The organism is Methylorubrum subtropicum, assembly GCF_038442325.1.
Lineage (GTDB): Bacteria > Pseudomonadota > Alphaproteobacteria > Rhizobiales > Beijerinckiaceae > Methylobacterium > Methylobacterium subtropicum.
In genome coordinates this window covers 68,392-85,285 of the sequence record NZ_JBBXMW010000022.1, presented here as the reverse complement: position 1 = coordinate 85,285, position 16,894 = coordinate 68,392, and the positions used below count along the sequence as shown (strand labels likewise).

Below are 16,894 nucleotides of genomic sequence, written 5' to 3'. Positions count from 1 at the left end.
GAACCGGCTCGATCGCTGCCCACTCCGCGTCCGTCAGGTCAAACCGTGCCATTCACGATCCTCCATGGTTGGAGGACCAACAATCCCGGCGGGCAACCGTGCCAACCGTTATGAGTTCGCCGCCTAGAGCGGATTGGCGGCCGGTTCGGGCGGGCGGAGCCGCGCCGACGGGCCGAGGCATACCTGCGCGGTCTCCTGGCGCCGGTCGAGCGCAAGAACGGCTGGCAACTGGCGGAAGCGGCAGGCGATGCCACGCCCGATGGGGTCCAGGAGTTCCTGAGCCGGGTGCGCTGGGACGCGGACGCCGTGCGCGACGACCTACAGAGCTACGTGGCCGATCACCTGGGCGATCCGAACGCGGTGCTCGTGCTCGATGAGACCGGCTTCCTCAAGAAAGGGATCAAGTCGGCTGGCGTGCAACGGCAGTACACCGGCACGGCCGGACGGATCGAGAACGCGCAGGTCGGGGTGTTTCTGGGCTATGCCGGACGGCACGGCCACGCCCTGATCGACCGTGCGCTCTACCTGCCCAAGTCTTGGACAGACGACCGTGCGCGCTGCCGAGCCGCGCACGTGCCGGACGCGGTTGCGTTCGCGACCAAGCCGGCGCTCGGCTTGGGCATGCTGGAGCGGGCGCGCGCGGCCGAGCTGCCGTTTGCCTGGATCGCGGGCGACAGCGTCTACGGGGGCGACCGCGCCATCCGCCGCTGGGCGGAAGATCATCAGGTCGGTTACGTCCTGACCGTCACGTCGGGTCAGCGGCTGGCCATGCGCCCCGTGACAGAGTGGTTTGCCGATCAGGTCGACGCGCGGCCTGGGGACGCCCCGCCTCTTTGGCAGCGCCTGAGCGCGGGTGACGGTGCCAAGGGACCGCGTTTGTACGACTGGGCCTGTGTCCCCTATCGCGGGGCCGCACAAGGCTTCCAGTGCGCGCTTCTGGTGCGTCGCTCACTGACCGATCCGGACGAGCCGACCTTCTACCTGACCCACGCACCAACGGGCACACCGCTGTGCGACCTCATACGGATCGCCGGCCGGCACTGGACGATCGAGAGCAACTTCGAGCAAGCCAAAGGCGAGGTTGGGCTCGACCAGTACGAGGTGCGCTCGTATCCCGGTTGGCACCGGCACGTCACCCTTGCGATGCTCGCCCACGCCTATCTCGCCGCCCTGCGCCGGGCGGCTATCGGGGGGCGTGGTCACGACAAACCTCGCCGCGGATCTGCTACCCCTGACCGTGCCCGAGATCCGACGCCTGCTGGCCGCTCTCGTCGGCCTGCCTCCGCCCGACACCGCCGCGATCCTGCGCTGGTCCGTCTGGCGACGACGCCATCAGCAGCGGGCAAGACGCGCCCATTGGCGACGACGGACCCGACGTGGCCGCCGGCCAGGCGATGATCGACGTTGGAACCATCCCAGTCGCCGCGCTCGCCGAACGCTCCGATGCCAGTTCGCAGACTTTCTATACCTACTTTCCGTAGTTACCCGCGTGGTCAAGAACATACGAAGACTTGGTGCGGCGGCGATCCGCCCGAAGAACTGATTTTTTCAGCCCTCTGAATGGGCGTATATCTCCGACGTAGCCAATGCGACCGGCTGCAGGCTATGAACTTGAGCCCGGCGTCAAAAGAGTTGTTGGCTCGACGTCGAGCGCATCTGCGAGCTTCTCGATGATATCGATGGTGGCAGAGAATTGCTCTCGCTCAAGCATGCCCACATAGTTGCGGTTGATGTCAGCGAGCGCAGCAAGGCTTTCTTGCGAAAGTTTCTTTTGGGCGCGCAGCTTCCTCAAGTTCACTGCCAAGACCGTCCTCAATCTCATGAGGCATGGCAGCCTGTGAGCTCCGCCGTCTCCACCTAATATATTAGGTAATCGTCAAGCTGATGCTGGCCCGCGATGCACAAGCTCTGCTAAGCGCCTGGCCGCCAATTTTAAATTGCATCGAGGGCGCTGGAGTTGCTAACTGGACAAATCGAGCTTGGCATGGGTGTCAATCTTCTAGACACGCGCGTTCAATACATATTATAAACAAATTCTTACTATGCCCATGCAATACTATATGCAATACATTCAAAATCGCAGTTCGAACGACAAAGGAAAATGTGCATGAAGCTTGACCGCCTCGACGCAAAAATCTTGAATATTTTGCAGAGCGACCCTCGATTGAGCGCCGCCAAAGTCGGTGACATCGTCGGATTATCGCAATCCGCGGTGTCGCGCCGTATTCAGGCGTTCGTGGAGGCTGGCGTCATCGAGAGTTATCTCGTCGTTGTGTCACCGAAAAAAGTCGGTTTCCCGGTTCGGGTCAGTCTGCTCTGCAGCTTGTACGGAGAAGCGACAGATGAACAGGACCGCCTGCTCAATGCGCTCCGAAATGATCCGTTCGTCGCGCGCCTCTCCCGCGTCACGACTGGCGACGCCGATTTCGCCTTCACGGTCGTCGCTCAAGACCTCGATAGCTACGATCGCCATATCGCCTCGTACCAGCATTCCTTCTCGGGCCTGCGAATCGTACGACGCGACATGTTGGGAGACGAGTTGAAGCAAGGGCTCAGCATCCCAATCGCGGTGGCCGCATGAGGCGCAATGGGAATCGTGGCCGGGGCACGACAGTTGGCCGTCCTCGCCAGCAGGCGCTCAGTTCGCACTTTCGATGCGTGCCGTCGGTGCTCTGCGCATAGTCTATGCATTTTAGGCCTTGGATTCACGGAGTCCGCGCGGAACGATTTGTGCCAAGTTTTTTTAAGCCGAGCCGTTCGCTACGCCGTCGCAATCAAAATAACCCGATGGTGAACCGGACGGATTGAATACAAAATTGCGCACATCGACCACCATCAATGGGCTTCTGCCACGTTTCTTGTCTGAATAGACATCAAGGACCGTGGCGCGTGGGGAGGAACTCTACATGATCGAGATGGTCGCTCTGCTCGCTCTGATCGAACGCTGTGCCCCGGCCGCTCCGCTGCAAGCGCTCGTTACGGCGGCACGTACCGCCAGCGGATTCGAGCCTCTGGTTCTTGCGACCCATCAAAATGGGCGAGCGCTGACTGTACGGGCAATGTCGCGGCCCGAAGCGATCGCCCTGGCTTCCGAGATGAAAGTCGCGGGCCAGCCCGTGCGCCTCGGGCTGCTCGGCGTCGATGCACGCGAGTTCGATCGCAGAGACTTACCGTTGGGTGAAGCCTTCGACAGCTGTACGAACCTGCGCGTCGCCGGTGAACTCCTCACAAGGGATGCGAAAGCCTTGACGGTGGACCCGAGGCGCCCCACGCGGTCGAAGCCTCAGCACCCGGACGAGGTTGTACGCGGGGTTGCAGCGGACGACACTCCTCCGCAGCCCCCTGTCCCAGGCTGGCCGACCACCGCCTCGTTTCAACCGCGCGCGTGGGATGTTTACGGACAGGCGCAGGCGAGCGCGGCCCTGGTCTACGGCAGCGCGCCCTAGCGGCACCCGACAGCAGCACGCCCCCTTTCCTCTTCGCAGAGAGACGACCGATGACGCATGCCCAACGCCACGCGGCTTTCCTGATTTCCGCGTCCGTCCTGCTAGCCTTCACCATGGTGGAGCCGGCCGCCGCGCAATCTTTGGGCGGCGTCGAGAAAGTTCTGCAAAACATCGTTGACGCGCTGACCGGCAACGTTGCGAAACTGCTCGCGACCATCGCGGTGATCGTGGTCGGTATGGCGTGGATGTTCGGCTACCTCGATCTGCGCAAGGCCGGCTACGTCATCTTCGGCGTCGCGATCCTGTTCGGGGCCTCCGAGATCGTCTCGACGATCACCGGCAAGTAGGCCTGCCGCCCCCTCCCCTCTTCCGCCCCTCGGATGACGCAACGGAGCCAGGCCATGACCGACGAGCCCCTCGTCGAGGACACTCTGTTTCTCGCTTGCACGCGGCCGGCGATGATCCTCGGTGTCACGATGGAGGCCTTGGGCCTCAACATGATCTTCTCGTCCGTCCTGTTCATCCTGGCGGGTTCACTTCTCTACGGACTCGTCGCCCTCCCGATCCACGCCGCCTGTCGGCTCGTATGCCGATACGATCCGCACCAGTTCCGCATCCTGTTCGCCTGGGTCGAAACTCGCGGACGCCATCGGAATGCAGGTCTGTGGGGCGGCGCGTCGTGCACGCCGCTTCGGCTGGTGCGCCGCTACCGCGCCGAGGAGCTCGCGCATGGCTGACAGACGCGCCCTGCGCGTGAAGGCGCGCGAGGTCGGGGCCGAGGCCCACCTCCCCTACCTGCACCATGTCAGCGAGCACGTCGTCAGCTTGGCGACGCGAGCCATCGTGACCTGCCTGCGGCTCGAAGGCGTCTCCTTCGAAACTGCGGATCCGGCCGAACTCAACGATCTTCACACCAAGCTCAATTTGGCGCTGCGCAACGTGGCCGACGAGCGCCTCGCGCTCTGGAGCCATATCGTGCGCCGACGCTGCGCGGACTATCCGACCGGTACGTTCCGATCGCCCTTCGCACGCGAGCTCGACGCCGCCTATCGTGCGCAGCTCACGCAGCAGCATCTCTATCGCAACGAACTGACGCTCAGTCTCGTCTGGCATCCCGGCCGGGATCCGACGGAGCGGGCCGCGAGCCTTCTGGCGCGACTGGGAGGCGCGCGCTCGCGGGAGCATAGCGATCTGACGAGCGGCTTGAAGAAGCTCGAGGATGCGACGCGTGACCTGACGGCGGCGCTCGCCGCTTACGTCCCGCAACGGCTCGGGCTCGAGGAGCGGGCCGGCCTCCTGTTCTCGCAGCCGGCCGAATTCCTGCACGAACTCGTCTCCGGCGAGAGGCTGCCGGTGCCGCTCGTGAACGGCCCGATCGGCCCAACCCTCTACACCAACCGACTGGTCTTCGGTCGCGAGGTCGTGGAGATCCGCGGCGCCGGCCGCTCAAGCTTCGCCGGCATGTTCGGCCTCAAGGAGTATCCCGCCACCACCAAGCCGGGCCTGCTCGACGGACTGCTCTCCGCCCCGATGGAACTGGTCGCGACCCAGTCCTTCGCCTTCCTCGGCAAGACCGAAGCCAAGACCGTCCTGACCCGAAAGCAGAATCAGCTGCTCTCCGCGAACGATCCGGCCGCGAGCCAGGTCGCGGGCCTCGACACCGCGCTCGACGACCTCGAATCCGGTCGGTTCGTGATGGGCGAGCATCATCTCTCGGTGCTCGTGCGCGCCGATGATCCGAGGCAACTGTCCGAGACCATGGCCCGCGCACGCCGCCTCATTGCGGAGGCCGGCGCCGTCGTCGCGCGCGAGGATCTCGGCCTCGAAGCCGCCTACTGGGCCCAGTTGCCGGGCTTGTTCCGGTATCGCGCGCGGGCCGGCGCGATCACCTCGCGCAACTTCGCGGCCCTGTCGCCCTTCCACACCTTCCCGACCGGACACGCTGACGGCACGCACTGGGGCGCGGCTGTCGCCTGCCTGAAGACGGCCTCGGGCGCGCCCTATCACTTCGCCTTCCATGCCGGCGATCTGGGCAACACCTTCGTTTGCGGCCCCTCGGGCTCGGGCAAGACCGTCTTCGTCACCTTCGCGCTGGCCCAGGCCGAAAAGCTCGGCTGCCAACTCGTGCTGTTCGACAAGGATCGCGGCGCCGAGCTCGCGCTGCGGGCCCTGGGCGGAACCTACCTGACCTTCGAGACCGGCCGGCCGACCGGCCTCGCCCCCTTGAAGCGACTCGACCTGACGCCCGAGAACCTCGGCTTTTTCGGACGCCTCGTCCGGCGCCTCGTCACGGCCGAGGGCCGTCCGCTCTCCGCGACGGAGGAGGCACGGATCGACGCGGGCCTGCACGCGCTGCGCGATCTGCCCAGGCATGAGCGCTCGTTCGCGGCCTTGCGGGTCTTCCTCGGCCAGCGCGATCCGGACGGCATCGGCGCGCGGCTGGAGCGGTGGTGTCAGGGGGGGCCGCTCGGTTGGGCCCTCGACGGCGACGCGGACGCGCTGCTCCTTGAAGCCCCCGCGCTCGGCTTCGACATGACCGCCGTCCTCGACGATCCCGAACTGCGCACGCCGCTCATGATGGTGCTCTTCCATCGCGTCGAAGCCCTTCTCGACGGCCGCCGCCTGCTGATCGCCATCGACGAGTTCTGGAAGGCGCTGGGTGACGATGCGTTCCGCAGTTTGGCCAATGACGGCCTGAAGACGATCCGCAAGAAGAACGGCGTGATGCTGTTCGCGACGCAGAGCCCGCGCGACGCATTGGCCAGCCCGATTGCTCACACGATCGTCGAGCAATGCGCGACGCAAGTGTTCTTTCCGAATCCGCGCGGTCAGGCCGCCGACTACGTTGATGGGTTTCATCTGAGCCGGCGCGAGTTCGCCCTTATCAAGGAAGAGCTGTCCCACGAGAGCCGGCGCTTCCTGGTCAAGCAGGGCCGACACGCCGTCGTCGCCGAGCTCGATCTCTCCGGGCAGGACGCGCATCTCGCCGTGCTGTCCGGCCGCACCGCGACGGTCGCGCTGCTCGATCGCATCCGCGCGCGGGTCGGGGACGACCCCGCCCGCTGGCTGCCCGTCTTTCACGCAGAGAGGAACTCGGCATGAGGCGCTCCGTCGTCGCGATGATCACCCTGGCCGTGAGTCTCGGCACGGCGGGGCCGATCCCGGCCTTCGAGCTCGTCTACGATCCGACTGCCGTGGCCAAGCTCGTCGAACAAGCCCGGCAGATGGAGCGGCAGATCGCGACGCTGACCGATCAGTTGACCGAGGCGAAGCGGCTCTACGACTCCTTCAACAAGATCACCGACGCGGGCGAGATTGCCGGACTGCTGAATACGCCGGCTCTGCGAAAAGCGTTGCCGGCCGACTTTTCGCAGATCGAGAGTCTGGTCGCCGGATCGGGATCGGGGAACTTCGCCGACTCGTTGAACGGCTATCTTGCCAAGAACCGGGTCTACACCGCCAACGCCGGCAACGACTTCTACGCGGCGGAACTCGAGCGCATCGCACGCCGGACCGGCACGGCGCACACGCTCGGCGAGGCCGTCTACGACGCGGCAGCCAAGCGGGTGGACCAGCTCGACCTGCTGCGGCGGCAGATCGGGCAGGCTCACGGCGCCAAGGACGTCGCCGACCTCTCGGCGCGTCTGCAGGCCGAGTCGGCTCTGCTGCAGAACGATGTCCTGCGCCTTCAGGGCCTGGCGATGATTCAGCGCGCCCAGCGCGACATGGACGCCCAGCGCGAGCGCGAGCGCGGTCGCCAGCTCGTCGACGAGATGAAGGCCGCCGTTCAATGAGGGTGCTCGTCCTCGGCCTCTCGGTGCTTCTCGGGCTCACCGCCTGCGACGGCTCCGATCGATCCGCCCGAACCGAGAGCCGGACCGTGCTCGAATTCCTCGAGGATCCGCAGGGGCTCGAAGAGACCTGGGGACGGTGCCGCAACGATCCCGGCGGCATCGGGCAGAACGTCGAGTGTCGCAATGCAGGGGCAGCGAAGGAGCGTCTGATGATGCTCGGGCGCGAGCGCGCCATTCGCAGTTTGAGAGGCTGAAGGGAGACCGTCATGGCGATCCAGGTCTTCGATGATTTTCTGCGCGAGTTCGAGGCGCCGATCACGCATTTCGTCTCGGATTCGGTGACGAACCTGACCGCGGCCGTGGCCGGCCCCCTGCGCGTCGGGCTGATGCTCTACATCGTGCTCTACGGCATCGCGATCCTGCGCGGTGCCGTGCGCGAGCCGGTCCTGGACTTCGCGTGGCGCTCGGTGCGGCTGGTGGCGATCGTCACCCTCGCCACGAACGCCGACACCTTCCAGGCCTACGTGACCACGCTCTTCAACGACACGCTGCCGCGTGAGATCGGCAACAGCATCGCCGGCGCAGGCTTGAACATGAGCTCGGGGCGGCCGTTCGATCAGTTGCTCAACAAGGGCATCAGCGTCGCCACGCAGATCTACGAACAATCTGGCCTGACCAACATCGCGCCGGCGCTGATCGCCGCGATCCTGATGGTGTTCACCGCGGCCGCCGGCTTTCTGCAATTCGCGGTCATGCTCTACGCCAAGGTCGGCCTCAGTCTTGTCGTCGCGCTCGGACCCATCTTCGTAGCGCTCGCCCTGTTCGAGGCGACTCGGCCCTTCGCCGAGGCCTGGACCCGCCAGCTCGTCAATTTCGTCGTGCTGCAGGTGCTCGTCATCGCCCTGATCGGGCTGATGCTCACGACGGTCGGCCAGTTCGTCGACAAATACGGGACGAACGCGACCACCGGGGGCGAACTGATCGTGGGCGCGGTCGCCATCAGCGCCGTGCTGGGCCTCGCCGCCTACGTGGCGCTCCAGCTGCCCGAGATCGCCGGCGCGCTGGCGGGCGGCGCCTCGCTGGCCGGTCGCACCATGAGCCGAGCGCTCACGGCGGTGGCCATGACCGGCGGGACGGCCGCGGCATTCGGTGCCTTTGCCGGTTCGCGCGCGGCGGCCGGTCGCGCCGTGTCGGCCGTCCGCAAGGGTCGGGCGGGCGGCACGATCGAGCGGCGATGAGCCGGCGCGCCGGATCGGGACGGCCAAGAGCAGCCGGCCACGGACGAGGATAGAAACATGGATCGGATCGCGTTGCTGATCCTGGTCGCTGCGGCGACCGGGCTGGGAGGCTGCACCTCCGTGCTGGGACCGACGCCAGCGCCGAGCTGCGACGGGGGTGCGCGCCGGCCGCTCAATCGTTCGATGTGGGATTGGGAGGCCGCGCGGCCGGGGACAGCACGCCCGGGGCCGGTCGCGAGCGCGACGGATCCCGCGCCGGAGGCACGTCCAACCGGATCGCCGAGGCCGGCCGTCCGCAAGGACGGAGCGCTGGCACCGCGGCAGCGGCCAGCCTTCGATCTGGCCGGTTCGCTCCGGCCCTGCGTTGGGAGGATCGACCATGGTTGAGGCGGCAGACCTCAAGACCTACTTCGCGCGCGCCCGGCTCTGGGAGGACGACCGCCTCGCCATGGCCGAGCGGTCGAAGCGATTGGCATGGAGTGTGGCGGCGGCGGCCTGCGCGCTCTCGACCGTCGCCGTCGGCGCCGTCGCCGCGCTCAGCCCCCTGAAGACCGTGGAGCCTTTCGTCGTGCGCGTCGACAACTCCACGGGGATCGTCGACGTCGTCTCGGGCGTCGACGCGACCACGATGACCTATGACGAGGCCGTCACGAAGTATTTCCTCGCTCAGTACGTGCGGGGACGCGAAGGCTACAGCTTCGTCGAGGCGCCCGTGAACTTCCGGACGGTGTCGCTGCTCTCGAGCGCCCCGGAGCAGGCGCGCTTCGCGAGCCTCTATCGTGGATCGAACCCAGACAGCCCCCAGGTGGCCTTCGGCCCGTCCGGCATCTCCACGATCCGCATCAAGGCGATCTCGCTGCTCGGGCCGCATCTCGCCTCGGTGCGCTACCTGCGCGAGAGCCGGCGCGGCGACGAGACGAAGATCTCGCACTGGATCGCCACCCTTGCCTTCGGTTTCGAGACCAAGGCACGGATGTCGACGGGCGACCGCCTCGTCAATCCGCTCGGCTTTCTGGTCTCAGAATACCGCTCGGATCCGGAGGTGAGCCCATGAGCGCGCGTTCGAGTTCCGCATGCATAGCTCGGGCCGGGATGTTGAGCGTCCTGCTCGCGGGCGCCGCCTGGCCCGCGCAAGCGCTGCAGAATCCACAAGCGGGCAACCGCGATGCCCGGATGCGCACCGTCGTCTACGATCCGGCCAACGTCGTGAAGATCAACGGCGTGATCCGCGCCTCGACCCAGGTGATGTTCGCCGAGGGCGAGGAGATCGCCCATGTCGCGATTGGCGATTCCGTGTCCTGGGAGATCGCGCCGGCCGGCAACATTCTGTTCCTGAAACCCCGCGAGCGGCATCCTGCCACCAATCTGCAGGTGGTGACCACGCGCCGCGATGGCCGCAAACGGTCCTACCAGTTCGAACTCTCGATCAGCGAGGGTTCGCTCTCGGACAGCTACTTCGCGGTTCGGTTCGCCTATCCCGGCGATGAGGCGGAGCTCCGGCGAACCGAAGCGGCGCTGCGCCGCTCGGCGGCGGAGGCGGGCGCGATCGAGCAGACCTTCGCAGCCTCGGACACGGCGGGATCGAGGAACTGGCGCTACTCCGCGCAGGGCGCCGCGGCGCTCGAGCCCGACGGCGTCTACGACGATGGCCGAGAGACCTTCCTGCGCTTCGAAGGCAACCGTGAGATGCCGGCCGTCTATCTCGTCGCGAGCGACGGCAGCGAGAGCTTGGTGCCCAAGGACGTGCGCGGGGAACTCGTGGTCGTGCACGCGATCGGACGCGAGCTGCGGCTGCGCCAGGGGGCACAGGTGACCTGCCTGTTCAACGAGGCCTTCGACCCGGTCGGGGTCAATTACGGCACGCGCACGACCAGCCCGGCCGTCATGCGCACCGTCCGCCGACCGATCCGCAGCACGGGAGGCACGCCATGACACCCGACACGCCGCAGGCCTCCGGTCTGGAGGGGATGGATCGTACGATCACGCCGGTCACCGGTGTCAGTCAAGCTCGGCCCGGAACGGCCCGTAAGGTGATCGGGACGGTCGCGCTCGTGACGCTTTGCGGGGGATTGCTCTGGGCCAGTTGGAAGCGCGAGCCCGCACCGGCACAGGCGCGCACGACGCCGACCATTTCAGTGAACGGCGCCTTCGAGCGTCCGCGCGAACCGCCGACCGAGCCCGTCCAGACCGCGGCGCTGCCGCCGCCGCCGCCCCTGCCTCAGCGGCTCGACCGCCCCCCGTCGGACGATCTCCTCGAGAGCAGCCGGCGGGCGCCGGTGCTCGTCTACAATCGACCGCCGCAGGCGAGAGCCGGATCGCGCGGCGGCGAGGACAGCGATCCGAGCGGGGCGAGAAACCTCGCGCTCGGCGACGGGCTCCCCGAGCCGCGCAACGAGCTGAACGACCGCCTGAGACCGACGGTGATCGAGGGCGTGCGTGCCGCACGCCTGCCCGACCGGAACCTCTTGGTTGCCCAAGGGACCGCCATCCCCTGCACGCTCGAGACCGCGATGTCGTCGGACGTGGCCGGCTTCGTCTCCTGCGTAATCAGCCGCGACGTGTTGAGCGACAACGGTCACGTCGTTCTCATGGAGAAGGGGACGCAGGTCGTAGGCGAGTATCGCGGGGGCGTCCGCCGCGGTGCGTCGCGGATGTTCGTGCTGTGGAGCCGCGCGAAAACGCCGACCGGCGTGGTCGTGACGCTCGCCTCGCCGGCGACCGACGCCCTCGGGCGGGCGGGGGTCGATGGCGAGATCGACAACCACTTCATGGAACGCTTCGGCGGCGCCCTGCTGCTGTCCGTGGTCGGCGATGCCGGTCAATTCGCGGGCCAGCAGTTTTCCGATGGCGGCGTGCAGATCAACACGGTCCAGCGCGGCGGGCAGTCCGCGGCCGCGATCGCCACCGAGAATTCGATCAACATCCCGCCGACCCTGACGAAGAACCAGGGCGAGCAGCTCTCGATCTTCGTGGCCCGCGATCTCGATTTCTCGTCCGTCTACGGTCTGCGTCTGACCGGATCCCGCACCGATGCGCTCGACCGGGCCGCGGGGCTTCGCCCGCGCGGGCCGGTCTTCAAGCCATGAGCTGCGGGTCCGGCGCGGATCGCTTGTCCTGGACCGGCGATCCGGGCCGAAGCGGCCCGCGATTCAGCCAAGCGCCCCCGAGCGCGGAACGGCGTGTGCTCGACTGCTATCTCGCGCCCCTCGCTGTCTTCCTCGACGACGCGCAGCTGACCGAGATCGTCGTCAATCGACCCGGCGAACTCTTCGTGGAGGGGCCGGCGGGCTGGTGCCGCCACGACGCACCGGCCCTGACCGAGGACCATCTGCGCCACCTCGCGCTCGCGGCCGCCGCGTTTACGAAACAAGACATCTCGCCCGATCAGCCGATCGTTTCCACCGTGCTGCCGGGCGGCGAGCGCTGCCAGATCATTATTCCGCCTGCCGTGCCGCACGGCACCCTCAGCCTGACCATTCGCAAGGTGGCGCGCTCCATCCTGACACTCGAGGCCTTCGAGCGCGAGAACCTCTTCGCGGATGTCCGCCGATCGGACGGAGCCCTGTCCGAAGCCGAGTGCGAACTGGTGGGCTTGCAGGAAGCCGGCGCCTGGCGCCTCTTCCTGGAGCGGGCGGTTCAGGCCCGACGCAACATCCTGATCTCCGGCGCGACCGGTTCCGGCAAGACGACCCTGGCCAAGGGTCTGGTCGGCTGCATTCCAGCCGACGAGCGTATCCTCACGATCGAGGACACGCCGGAACTGAGCGTGCCGCACGCCAACCATGTCCGTCTCCTCTACGCGAAGGACGGACACGGGCTCGCCCGGACCGGACCGCGCGAGCTGTTGGAGGCGTGCCTGCGCATGCGACCCGACCGCATCCTGCTGCAGGAGCTGCGCGACGGGACGGCCTTCTATTACCTGCGCAACGTCAATTCCGGCCATCCCGGCTCGATCACGACGATCCACGCCGACTCCGCCGCTCTGGCGTTCGAGCAGCTCACCCTGCTCGTCAAGGAGAGTGCGGAGGGGCGGGACCTGGCCCGCCGCGATATCCGGCATCTCCTGCACCTCTCGATCGACATCGTGGTGCAGATGGCCCGCCAGGGCGGACGCTACAGGATTTCGGAGGTCTATTATGACCCGCTCGCCAAGCGTCGGCCTCCCGCTTAGCCCGAGCCTCGGCTGGCCTGCCAGGATCGGGCTGTCGATGGCGGCGCTCGGCGTCCTGGCGGCCGTCTACCTGTTCGTCGCCTCGAATGTGCTCCTGCTCGGTCTGCGGGTCCACGACGGCGGCCTGCACTGGCTGTCGGTGATCGAGTACGGCGCGCTTTACGGACACGATCCGCGCGTGGCGCGCTGGATGCGCCTGAGCCTGCTCGGCACTGGGCTGGTCTTCCTGTTCGGGCTCGGCGCCGCCTTCCGCGTCCGCCCGCCGCCGCTGCACGGGCGGGCGCGCTTCGCCACCGAACGGGAGATCCGGGCGGACGGCCTGCGCGCCGGGAGCGGCCTGCTGCTCGGCGCAAAGGATGGGCGCTACCTCTGCTTCGGCGGCACCGAACACGTGATCGGTTACGCCCCCACCCGCTCCGGCAAGGGCGTCGGGCTCGTGATCCCGAACCTCCTCAATTGGCCGGACTCCGTCGTCTGCCTCGACGTGAAGCGCGAGAATTGGGAGCGCACCGCGGGCTTTCGCACCGCGCACGGGCAGGAGGTCCACCTGTTCGATCCCTTCGACGAGGAGGGCCGCACCGCGCGGTACAATCCGCTTTCCGTCGTGCGCCGGGACTCGGCCGACCGCTACGACGACCTGCAGCGCATCGCGACCATGCTGTTTCCGGCCGAGACCGGGACCGATCCGTTCTGGCACCAATCGGCACGGGCCGCCTTCATCGCGATCGGCGGCTACGTCGCCGAGACGCCGGCCTTGCCGCTGACGATCGGCGAGGTGCTGCGACAGCTGTCCGCGGCCGCCGATTTGAAAGCACATTTTGCCAAGGCGATAGCCGAGCGCCGAGCGGGGCCCGATCGCCTCTCGCCGCGCTGCGTTCAGGCACTCAACGATTTCCTGGCGGCCTCGGACAATACCTTCCAATCGGTTCGTAAGACCGTCACGGCCCGCCTCGAATTGTGGTTCAATCCACGGGTGGATCGGGCGACCGCGGCATCGAGCTTCGACCTGCAAGCGCTGCGTACCCGACCGATCTCGATCTACCTGGCAGTCTCGCCGGATAATCTCGAACGCTTGAGCCCTCTGCTCAACCTCTTTTTCCAGCAGGTGGTGGACCTGAACACGCGCGAGTTGCCGGAGCAGAATCCGATCCTGCGCCGTCAGGTTTTGCTGCTGCTCGACGAGTTCCCCACGCTCGGCAACGTCGCCGTGCTCGCGCGCGGCGTCGCATTCCTGGCAGGTTACGGCTTGCGCCTCCTGACCATCCTGCAAAGTCCGTCGCAGTTGCGGGCGATCTATGGGCCGGACGTCGCGCGAAACATCATGACGAATCATGCCGTCGAAGTCGTTTTCACCCCGAAGGACCAAGAGGTCGCCAACGAACTCTCCGAGCGCTTCGGCTACGATACGGTCGAGGGACGAAGCCGCAGCCGTCCGTCGGGTCTGCTCGGATCCGGCAGCCGAGGACACAGCGAGACCCTCTCCGAACAAAGACGGGCGCTGCTCCTGCCCCAGGAGCTCAAGCTCGTGTCTCAGGACACGTGCTTCATCCTGAAGGCGGGCCTTCGACCGATCCTGGCCGACAAAATCCGCTATTTCACGGATCGACGCTTTCAGGCGAGGCTTCACCCACCTCCGCGAATCCGGATACATCCCTCGCCCGGCGACGGCGACGCACGATGGCAGGCGCTCTCGGATGAAGTCGATAGCTTACGAACGGAATTGGGAGCGATTGCGCGGACGCTCTCGGCTCCGCAGCCCGTGAGCGATGACGAGATTCACGATCCGTCGCGCATCCCGGAGGACGCGGTGTTCAACTTCGGCGACGTCGAGGTGGATTTGGCCGGTCTCTCGGAAGACGAGATCCGGAACTGGACGATCGCGCATATCGACCGGCAGGTCGCCGCCTCGCCGCGAACCGCGGCCATGCCGGGCTGATGCGGAGACAGCACCATGGCTGAAGAGAGCGACAGTGGGCCGAACCGGCGGCGTGCCCGAACGCGGCCGATGGAGGCCGACGCCATCGAGCGGAGGAATCGAGACCCTGCCGGCCTGCTCAGAGCCACGAACGACCGGAGCGACGTGACAGCGGATGCGGCCGTACGGGAGGACGGGAACAACGCCGCGCCGCTCCCGCCGCGCGTCGCCCGGAAGTATTACATCACACCGACGGCCCATGGCACGGACGAGCGGCGCGCTTATGCCGACGAGCGCGGCGAATACCTCATGTTCAAGGATGAGGGCCATCGTCTTTCGACACGACGGCACGAGACCGCGGTCGTTCGCGACCTCGTCGCGATCGCCCGGCACCGGGATTGGACGGCTCTGCATGTGACCGGGTCCGCGGCGTTTCGCCGAGAGATCTGGTTCGAGGCGCACGGGCGCGGCATGGATGTCACGGGCTACGCGCCGTCGCCACTGGACCGCGAAGTGCTCGCCCGACAGGACGCGCGACGGTCGAAGGACGGCCGAAACGACCCGGCACGCCGTCCATCGAGTCAGCATGGAGCGGAGCGAACCGGTGCAGCCGCTGCGAACGATGGACGAGAGCCCACCCGGTCATCCGAAAACGGAACGCCCGATCGGCTCGCACACAGTCCGAGCCTCGGAGCAGACCGTCCCCCAGACGATGCATTCCAGCGTCGTCGGCGGGGTCATGCCGAAGCGGACGGTCGGATTCGCAGTCTGTCGGCCGCCCCGACGGTCGCAGATCCGAGCCTTGCCGCGGCGCATTCGCAGATCGCGGTGCTCGACCGCGCCGTGCGTCGGGCATTCCCGGACGATCCAACCATGCGCGACACAGTGCTCCGCGCTGCCCGCGAACGCGTGGCGTTTCATCTCGCCGAAGGGCGAGCGTTGCACCGAGCATCGTACAGAATGCCGACCGGCGAGAAAGCGTGGAAAGCAGAACGGTCGGGGGATATGGACAAAGCTCAATCGGGTGACAAGATCAAGCGATTTCGGAACATCAAAGAAAGATAATTTTTATATTTCGATAAAATAGAGGTCCCGCATCGGCCGTTCTCCGCACACGCCAATACCGATAGACGCCGTCGCCGTCCTCCTCCGCCGTCGCGCAACCGGGCTCTTGCGACTCGAGTGGCTGTCCAGGGAACCATGGATGGACGGACGGACAACCTCGCTGAGGTACGAGCGACGATGCCCCAGAACAAGCTCGTGTCCTGCCCGTCGGTACGGAGAGAGTTTTACCGGCCCCGCACCGAAGGGGCTTGTAAGAACAAGAGTAAATATTGTAAAAATTGCACCGCCGAGCTAATTTGATCGCAAAGAGCCCCGTCGAGCAGGCTCAAACTGAGATACAGATCGCCAACCTCGTGTCGTTGGTCTGATCGACCGCGCATACGCCGACGCCCATGATCCCGTCGATCTCTGCGACAAGGTCTCAGCCGGAAACGCTTGGCATCGATTGGTCGCTGCCACTCATGTCCCAGGCCCGGGGCGCCGAAAGGCGGTGGGGCGAGGTAAGTTTGGACGGGACGCATCTTTGGTCAGGCCCTCAAAAGCGAGTGATGAGGTCGGTGAGCCAGGATGGCGAAGCATTCACCAGCGCAGTCTCGATCGTCTTGTCGTAGCCCGCGAGGATCACGGCCCCGCTCACCATCAAGATCAGGCCCAGCGCGGCCTTCAGCCCCTCGCCGGCGCTCATCATGCGGTCGCGCCAGCGCATGAGAACCTCCCGCGACAGGGTGCCGAGGAGCAGGAGCGGTAGCGCCGCACCGACGCCGAACAGGAACATCGTCAGGCCGACACTGACGAGGTCTCGGCCCTGAGAGGCCAGGAGCGAGGCGGCGCCCAGCGTCGGGCCGACGCAAGGGCTCCAGACCGCGCCGAGCAGGAGGCCGACGCCGAACTGGCCGAGGAGGCCGGCGGTCGAGAAGCCGCCGAACCGGGTTTCGGTCCAGTCGCTCACCGGGCCGGCGGCCACCGCCAGCCGCGACTGCACCGCCGGTACCATCAGGACGAGACCGACCAGCACCAGCAGGATCGCGGCGACGGTGCGGAAGACGTCGGTGTCGAGCCCGATGGCGAAGCCGACCGTGGCGACGAACAGGCCGATCACGACGAACGACAGCGCGAGACCGGCGGCCAGCGCCGCGGGGCCCAGGCGGTGCTCGGAAGCGGCCGCGCCGAGCACCAAGGGCAGGAGCGGCAGCACGCACGGCGACAGGACGGAGAGGACGCCGGCGAGGAAGGCGAGTCCGAGGGTGGCGAGCATGGGGTTCGCC

The 16,894-nt window shown here is 66.7% G+C and carries 17 protein-coding genes; 15 read left to right on the top strand and 2 right to left on the bottom strand.

Annotated features, from left to right (window positions below):
- The first annotated feature begins 132 nt into the window (after positions 1-132).
- A complete protein-coding gene (locus AAHG03_RS22960) occupies positions 133-1,398 on the top strand; it encodes an IS701 family transposase (RefSeq protein WP_342153509.1) in 1,266 nt (421 codons plus the stop codon).
- Between the two features lie 205 nt (positions 1,399-1,603).
- Here AAHG03_RS22960 and AAHG03_RS22955 read toward each other — a convergent pair whose 3' ends face one another.
- The gene (locus AAHG03_RS22955; protein WP_342153508.1) at positions 1,604-1,798 is read right to left on the bottom strand and encodes a helix-turn-helix domain-containing protein; all 195 of its coding nucleotides are present in this window, start codon (positions 1,796-1,798) and stop codon (positions 1,604-1,606) included.
- Between the two features lie 309 nt (positions 1,799-2,107).
- Between AAHG03_RS22955 and AAHG03_RS22950 the strand changes: the two genes are divergently transcribed.
- The 14 genes from AAHG03_RS22950 (at position 2,108) to AAHG03_RS22885 (ending at position 15,629) form a co-directional block, all read left to right on the top strand.
- Positions 2,108-2,581: an Lrp/AsnC family transcriptional regulator gene (locus AAHG03_RS22950; protein WP_342153498.1), complete on the top strand. Its 474-nt coding sequence runs from the start codon at positions 2,108-2,110 to the stop codon at positions 2,579-2,581.
- A gap of 325 nt (positions 2,582-2,906) precedes the next feature.
- Positions 2,907-3,446, top strand: a complete 540-nt coding sequence (locus tag AAHG03_RS22945) for a lysozyme family protein (protein ID WP_342153497.1) — start codon at positions 2,907-2,909, stop codon at positions 3,444-3,446.
- A gap of 50 nt (positions 3,447-3,496) precedes the next feature.
- Positions 3,497-3,793: a TrbC/VirB2 family protein gene (locus AAHG03_RS22940; RefSeq protein WP_342153495.1), complete on the top strand. Its 297-nt coding sequence runs from the start codon at positions 3,497-3,499 to the stop codon at positions 3,791-3,793.
- Positions 3,794-3,847: 54 nt separating this feature from the next.
- Complete coding sequence (locus AAHG03_RS22935) at positions 3,848-4,183, top strand: VirB3 family type IV secretion system protein (RefSeq protein WP_342153493.1); 336 nt, start codon at positions 3,848-3,850, stop codon at positions 4,181-4,183.
- The gene (locus AAHG03_RS22930; protein WP_342153507.1) at positions 4,176-6,548 is read left to right on the top strand and encodes a VirB4 family type IV secretion/conjugal transfer ATPase; all 2,373 of its coding nucleotides are present in this window, start codon (positions 4,176-4,178) and stop codon (positions 6,546-6,548) included. The genes AAHG03_RS22935 and AAHG03_RS22930 overlap by 8 nt, the downstream gene beginning before the upstream one ends.
- Entirely contained in the window at positions 6,545-7,240 is a 696-nt protein-coding gene (gene virB5, locus AAHG03_RS22925) for a P-type DNA transfer protein VirB5 (RefSeq protein WP_342153492.1), read from the top strand. The genes AAHG03_RS22930 and virB5 overlap by 4 nt, the downstream gene beginning before the upstream one ends.
- Entirely contained in the window at positions 7,237-7,494 is a 258-nt protein-coding gene (locus AAHG03_RS22920) for an EexN family lipoprotein (RefSeq protein WP_342153489.1), read from the top strand. Before virB5 ends, AAHG03_RS22920 begins: the two co-directional genes overlap by 4 nt.
- Before the next feature lie 12 nt (positions 7,495-7,506).
- Entirely contained in the window at positions 7,507-8,478 is a 972-nt protein-coding gene (locus AAHG03_RS22915; RefSeq protein ID WP_342153487.1) for a TrbL/VirB6 family protein, read from the top strand.
- A gap of 379 nt (positions 8,479-8,857) precedes the next feature.
- Positions 8,858-9,532: a VirB8 family type IV secretion system protein gene (locus AAHG03_RS22910; RefSeq protein WP_342153485.1), complete on the top strand. Its 675-nt coding sequence runs from the start codon at positions 8,858-8,860 to the stop codon at positions 9,530-9,532.
- 38 nt (positions 9,533-9,570) lie between these two features.
- Positions 9,571-10,410, top strand: a complete 840-nt coding sequence (virB9, locus tag AAHG03_RS22905; RefSeq protein WP_412759786.1) for a P-type conjugative transfer protein VirB9 — start codon at positions 9,571-9,573, stop codon at positions 10,408-10,410.
- Positions 10,407-11,564, top strand: a complete 1,158-nt coding sequence (virB10, locus tag AAHG03_RS22900) for a type IV secretion system protein VirB10 (protein WP_342153481.1) — start codon at positions 10,407-10,409, stop codon at positions 11,562-11,564. The genes virB9 and virB10 overlap by 4 nt, the downstream gene beginning before the upstream one ends.
- 95 nt (positions 11,565-11,659) lie before the next feature.
- The gene (virB11, locus tag AAHG03_RS22895; protein ID WP_342153480.1) at positions 11,660-12,649 is read left to right on the top strand and encodes a P-type DNA transfer ATPase VirB11; all 990 of its coding nucleotides are present in this window, start codon (positions 11,660-11,662) and stop codon (positions 12,647-12,649) included.
- 37 nt (positions 12,650-12,686) lie between these two features.
- Entirely contained in the window at positions 12,687-14,585 is a 1,899-nt protein-coding gene (locus AAHG03_RS22890) for a type IV secretory system conjugative DNA transfer family protein (protein WP_342153479.1), read from the top strand.
- A 15-nt stretch (positions 14,586-14,600) separates the two neighbouring features.
- A complete protein-coding gene (locus AAHG03_RS22885; protein ID WP_342153478.1) occupies positions 14,601-15,629 on the top strand; it encodes an LPD7 domain-containing protein in 1,029 nt (342 codons plus the stop codon).
- Between the two features lie 535 nt (positions 15,630-16,164).
- Here AAHG03_RS22885 and AAHG03_RS22880 read toward each other — a convergent pair.
- On the bottom strand, positions 16,165-16,884 hold the full coding sequence (locus AAHG03_RS22880) for a cytochrome c biogenesis CcdA family protein (RefSeq protein ID WP_342153477.1): 720 nt from the start codon (positions 16,882-16,884) through the stop codon (positions 16,165-16,167).
- Positions 16,885-16,894 lie beyond the last annotated feature (10 nt).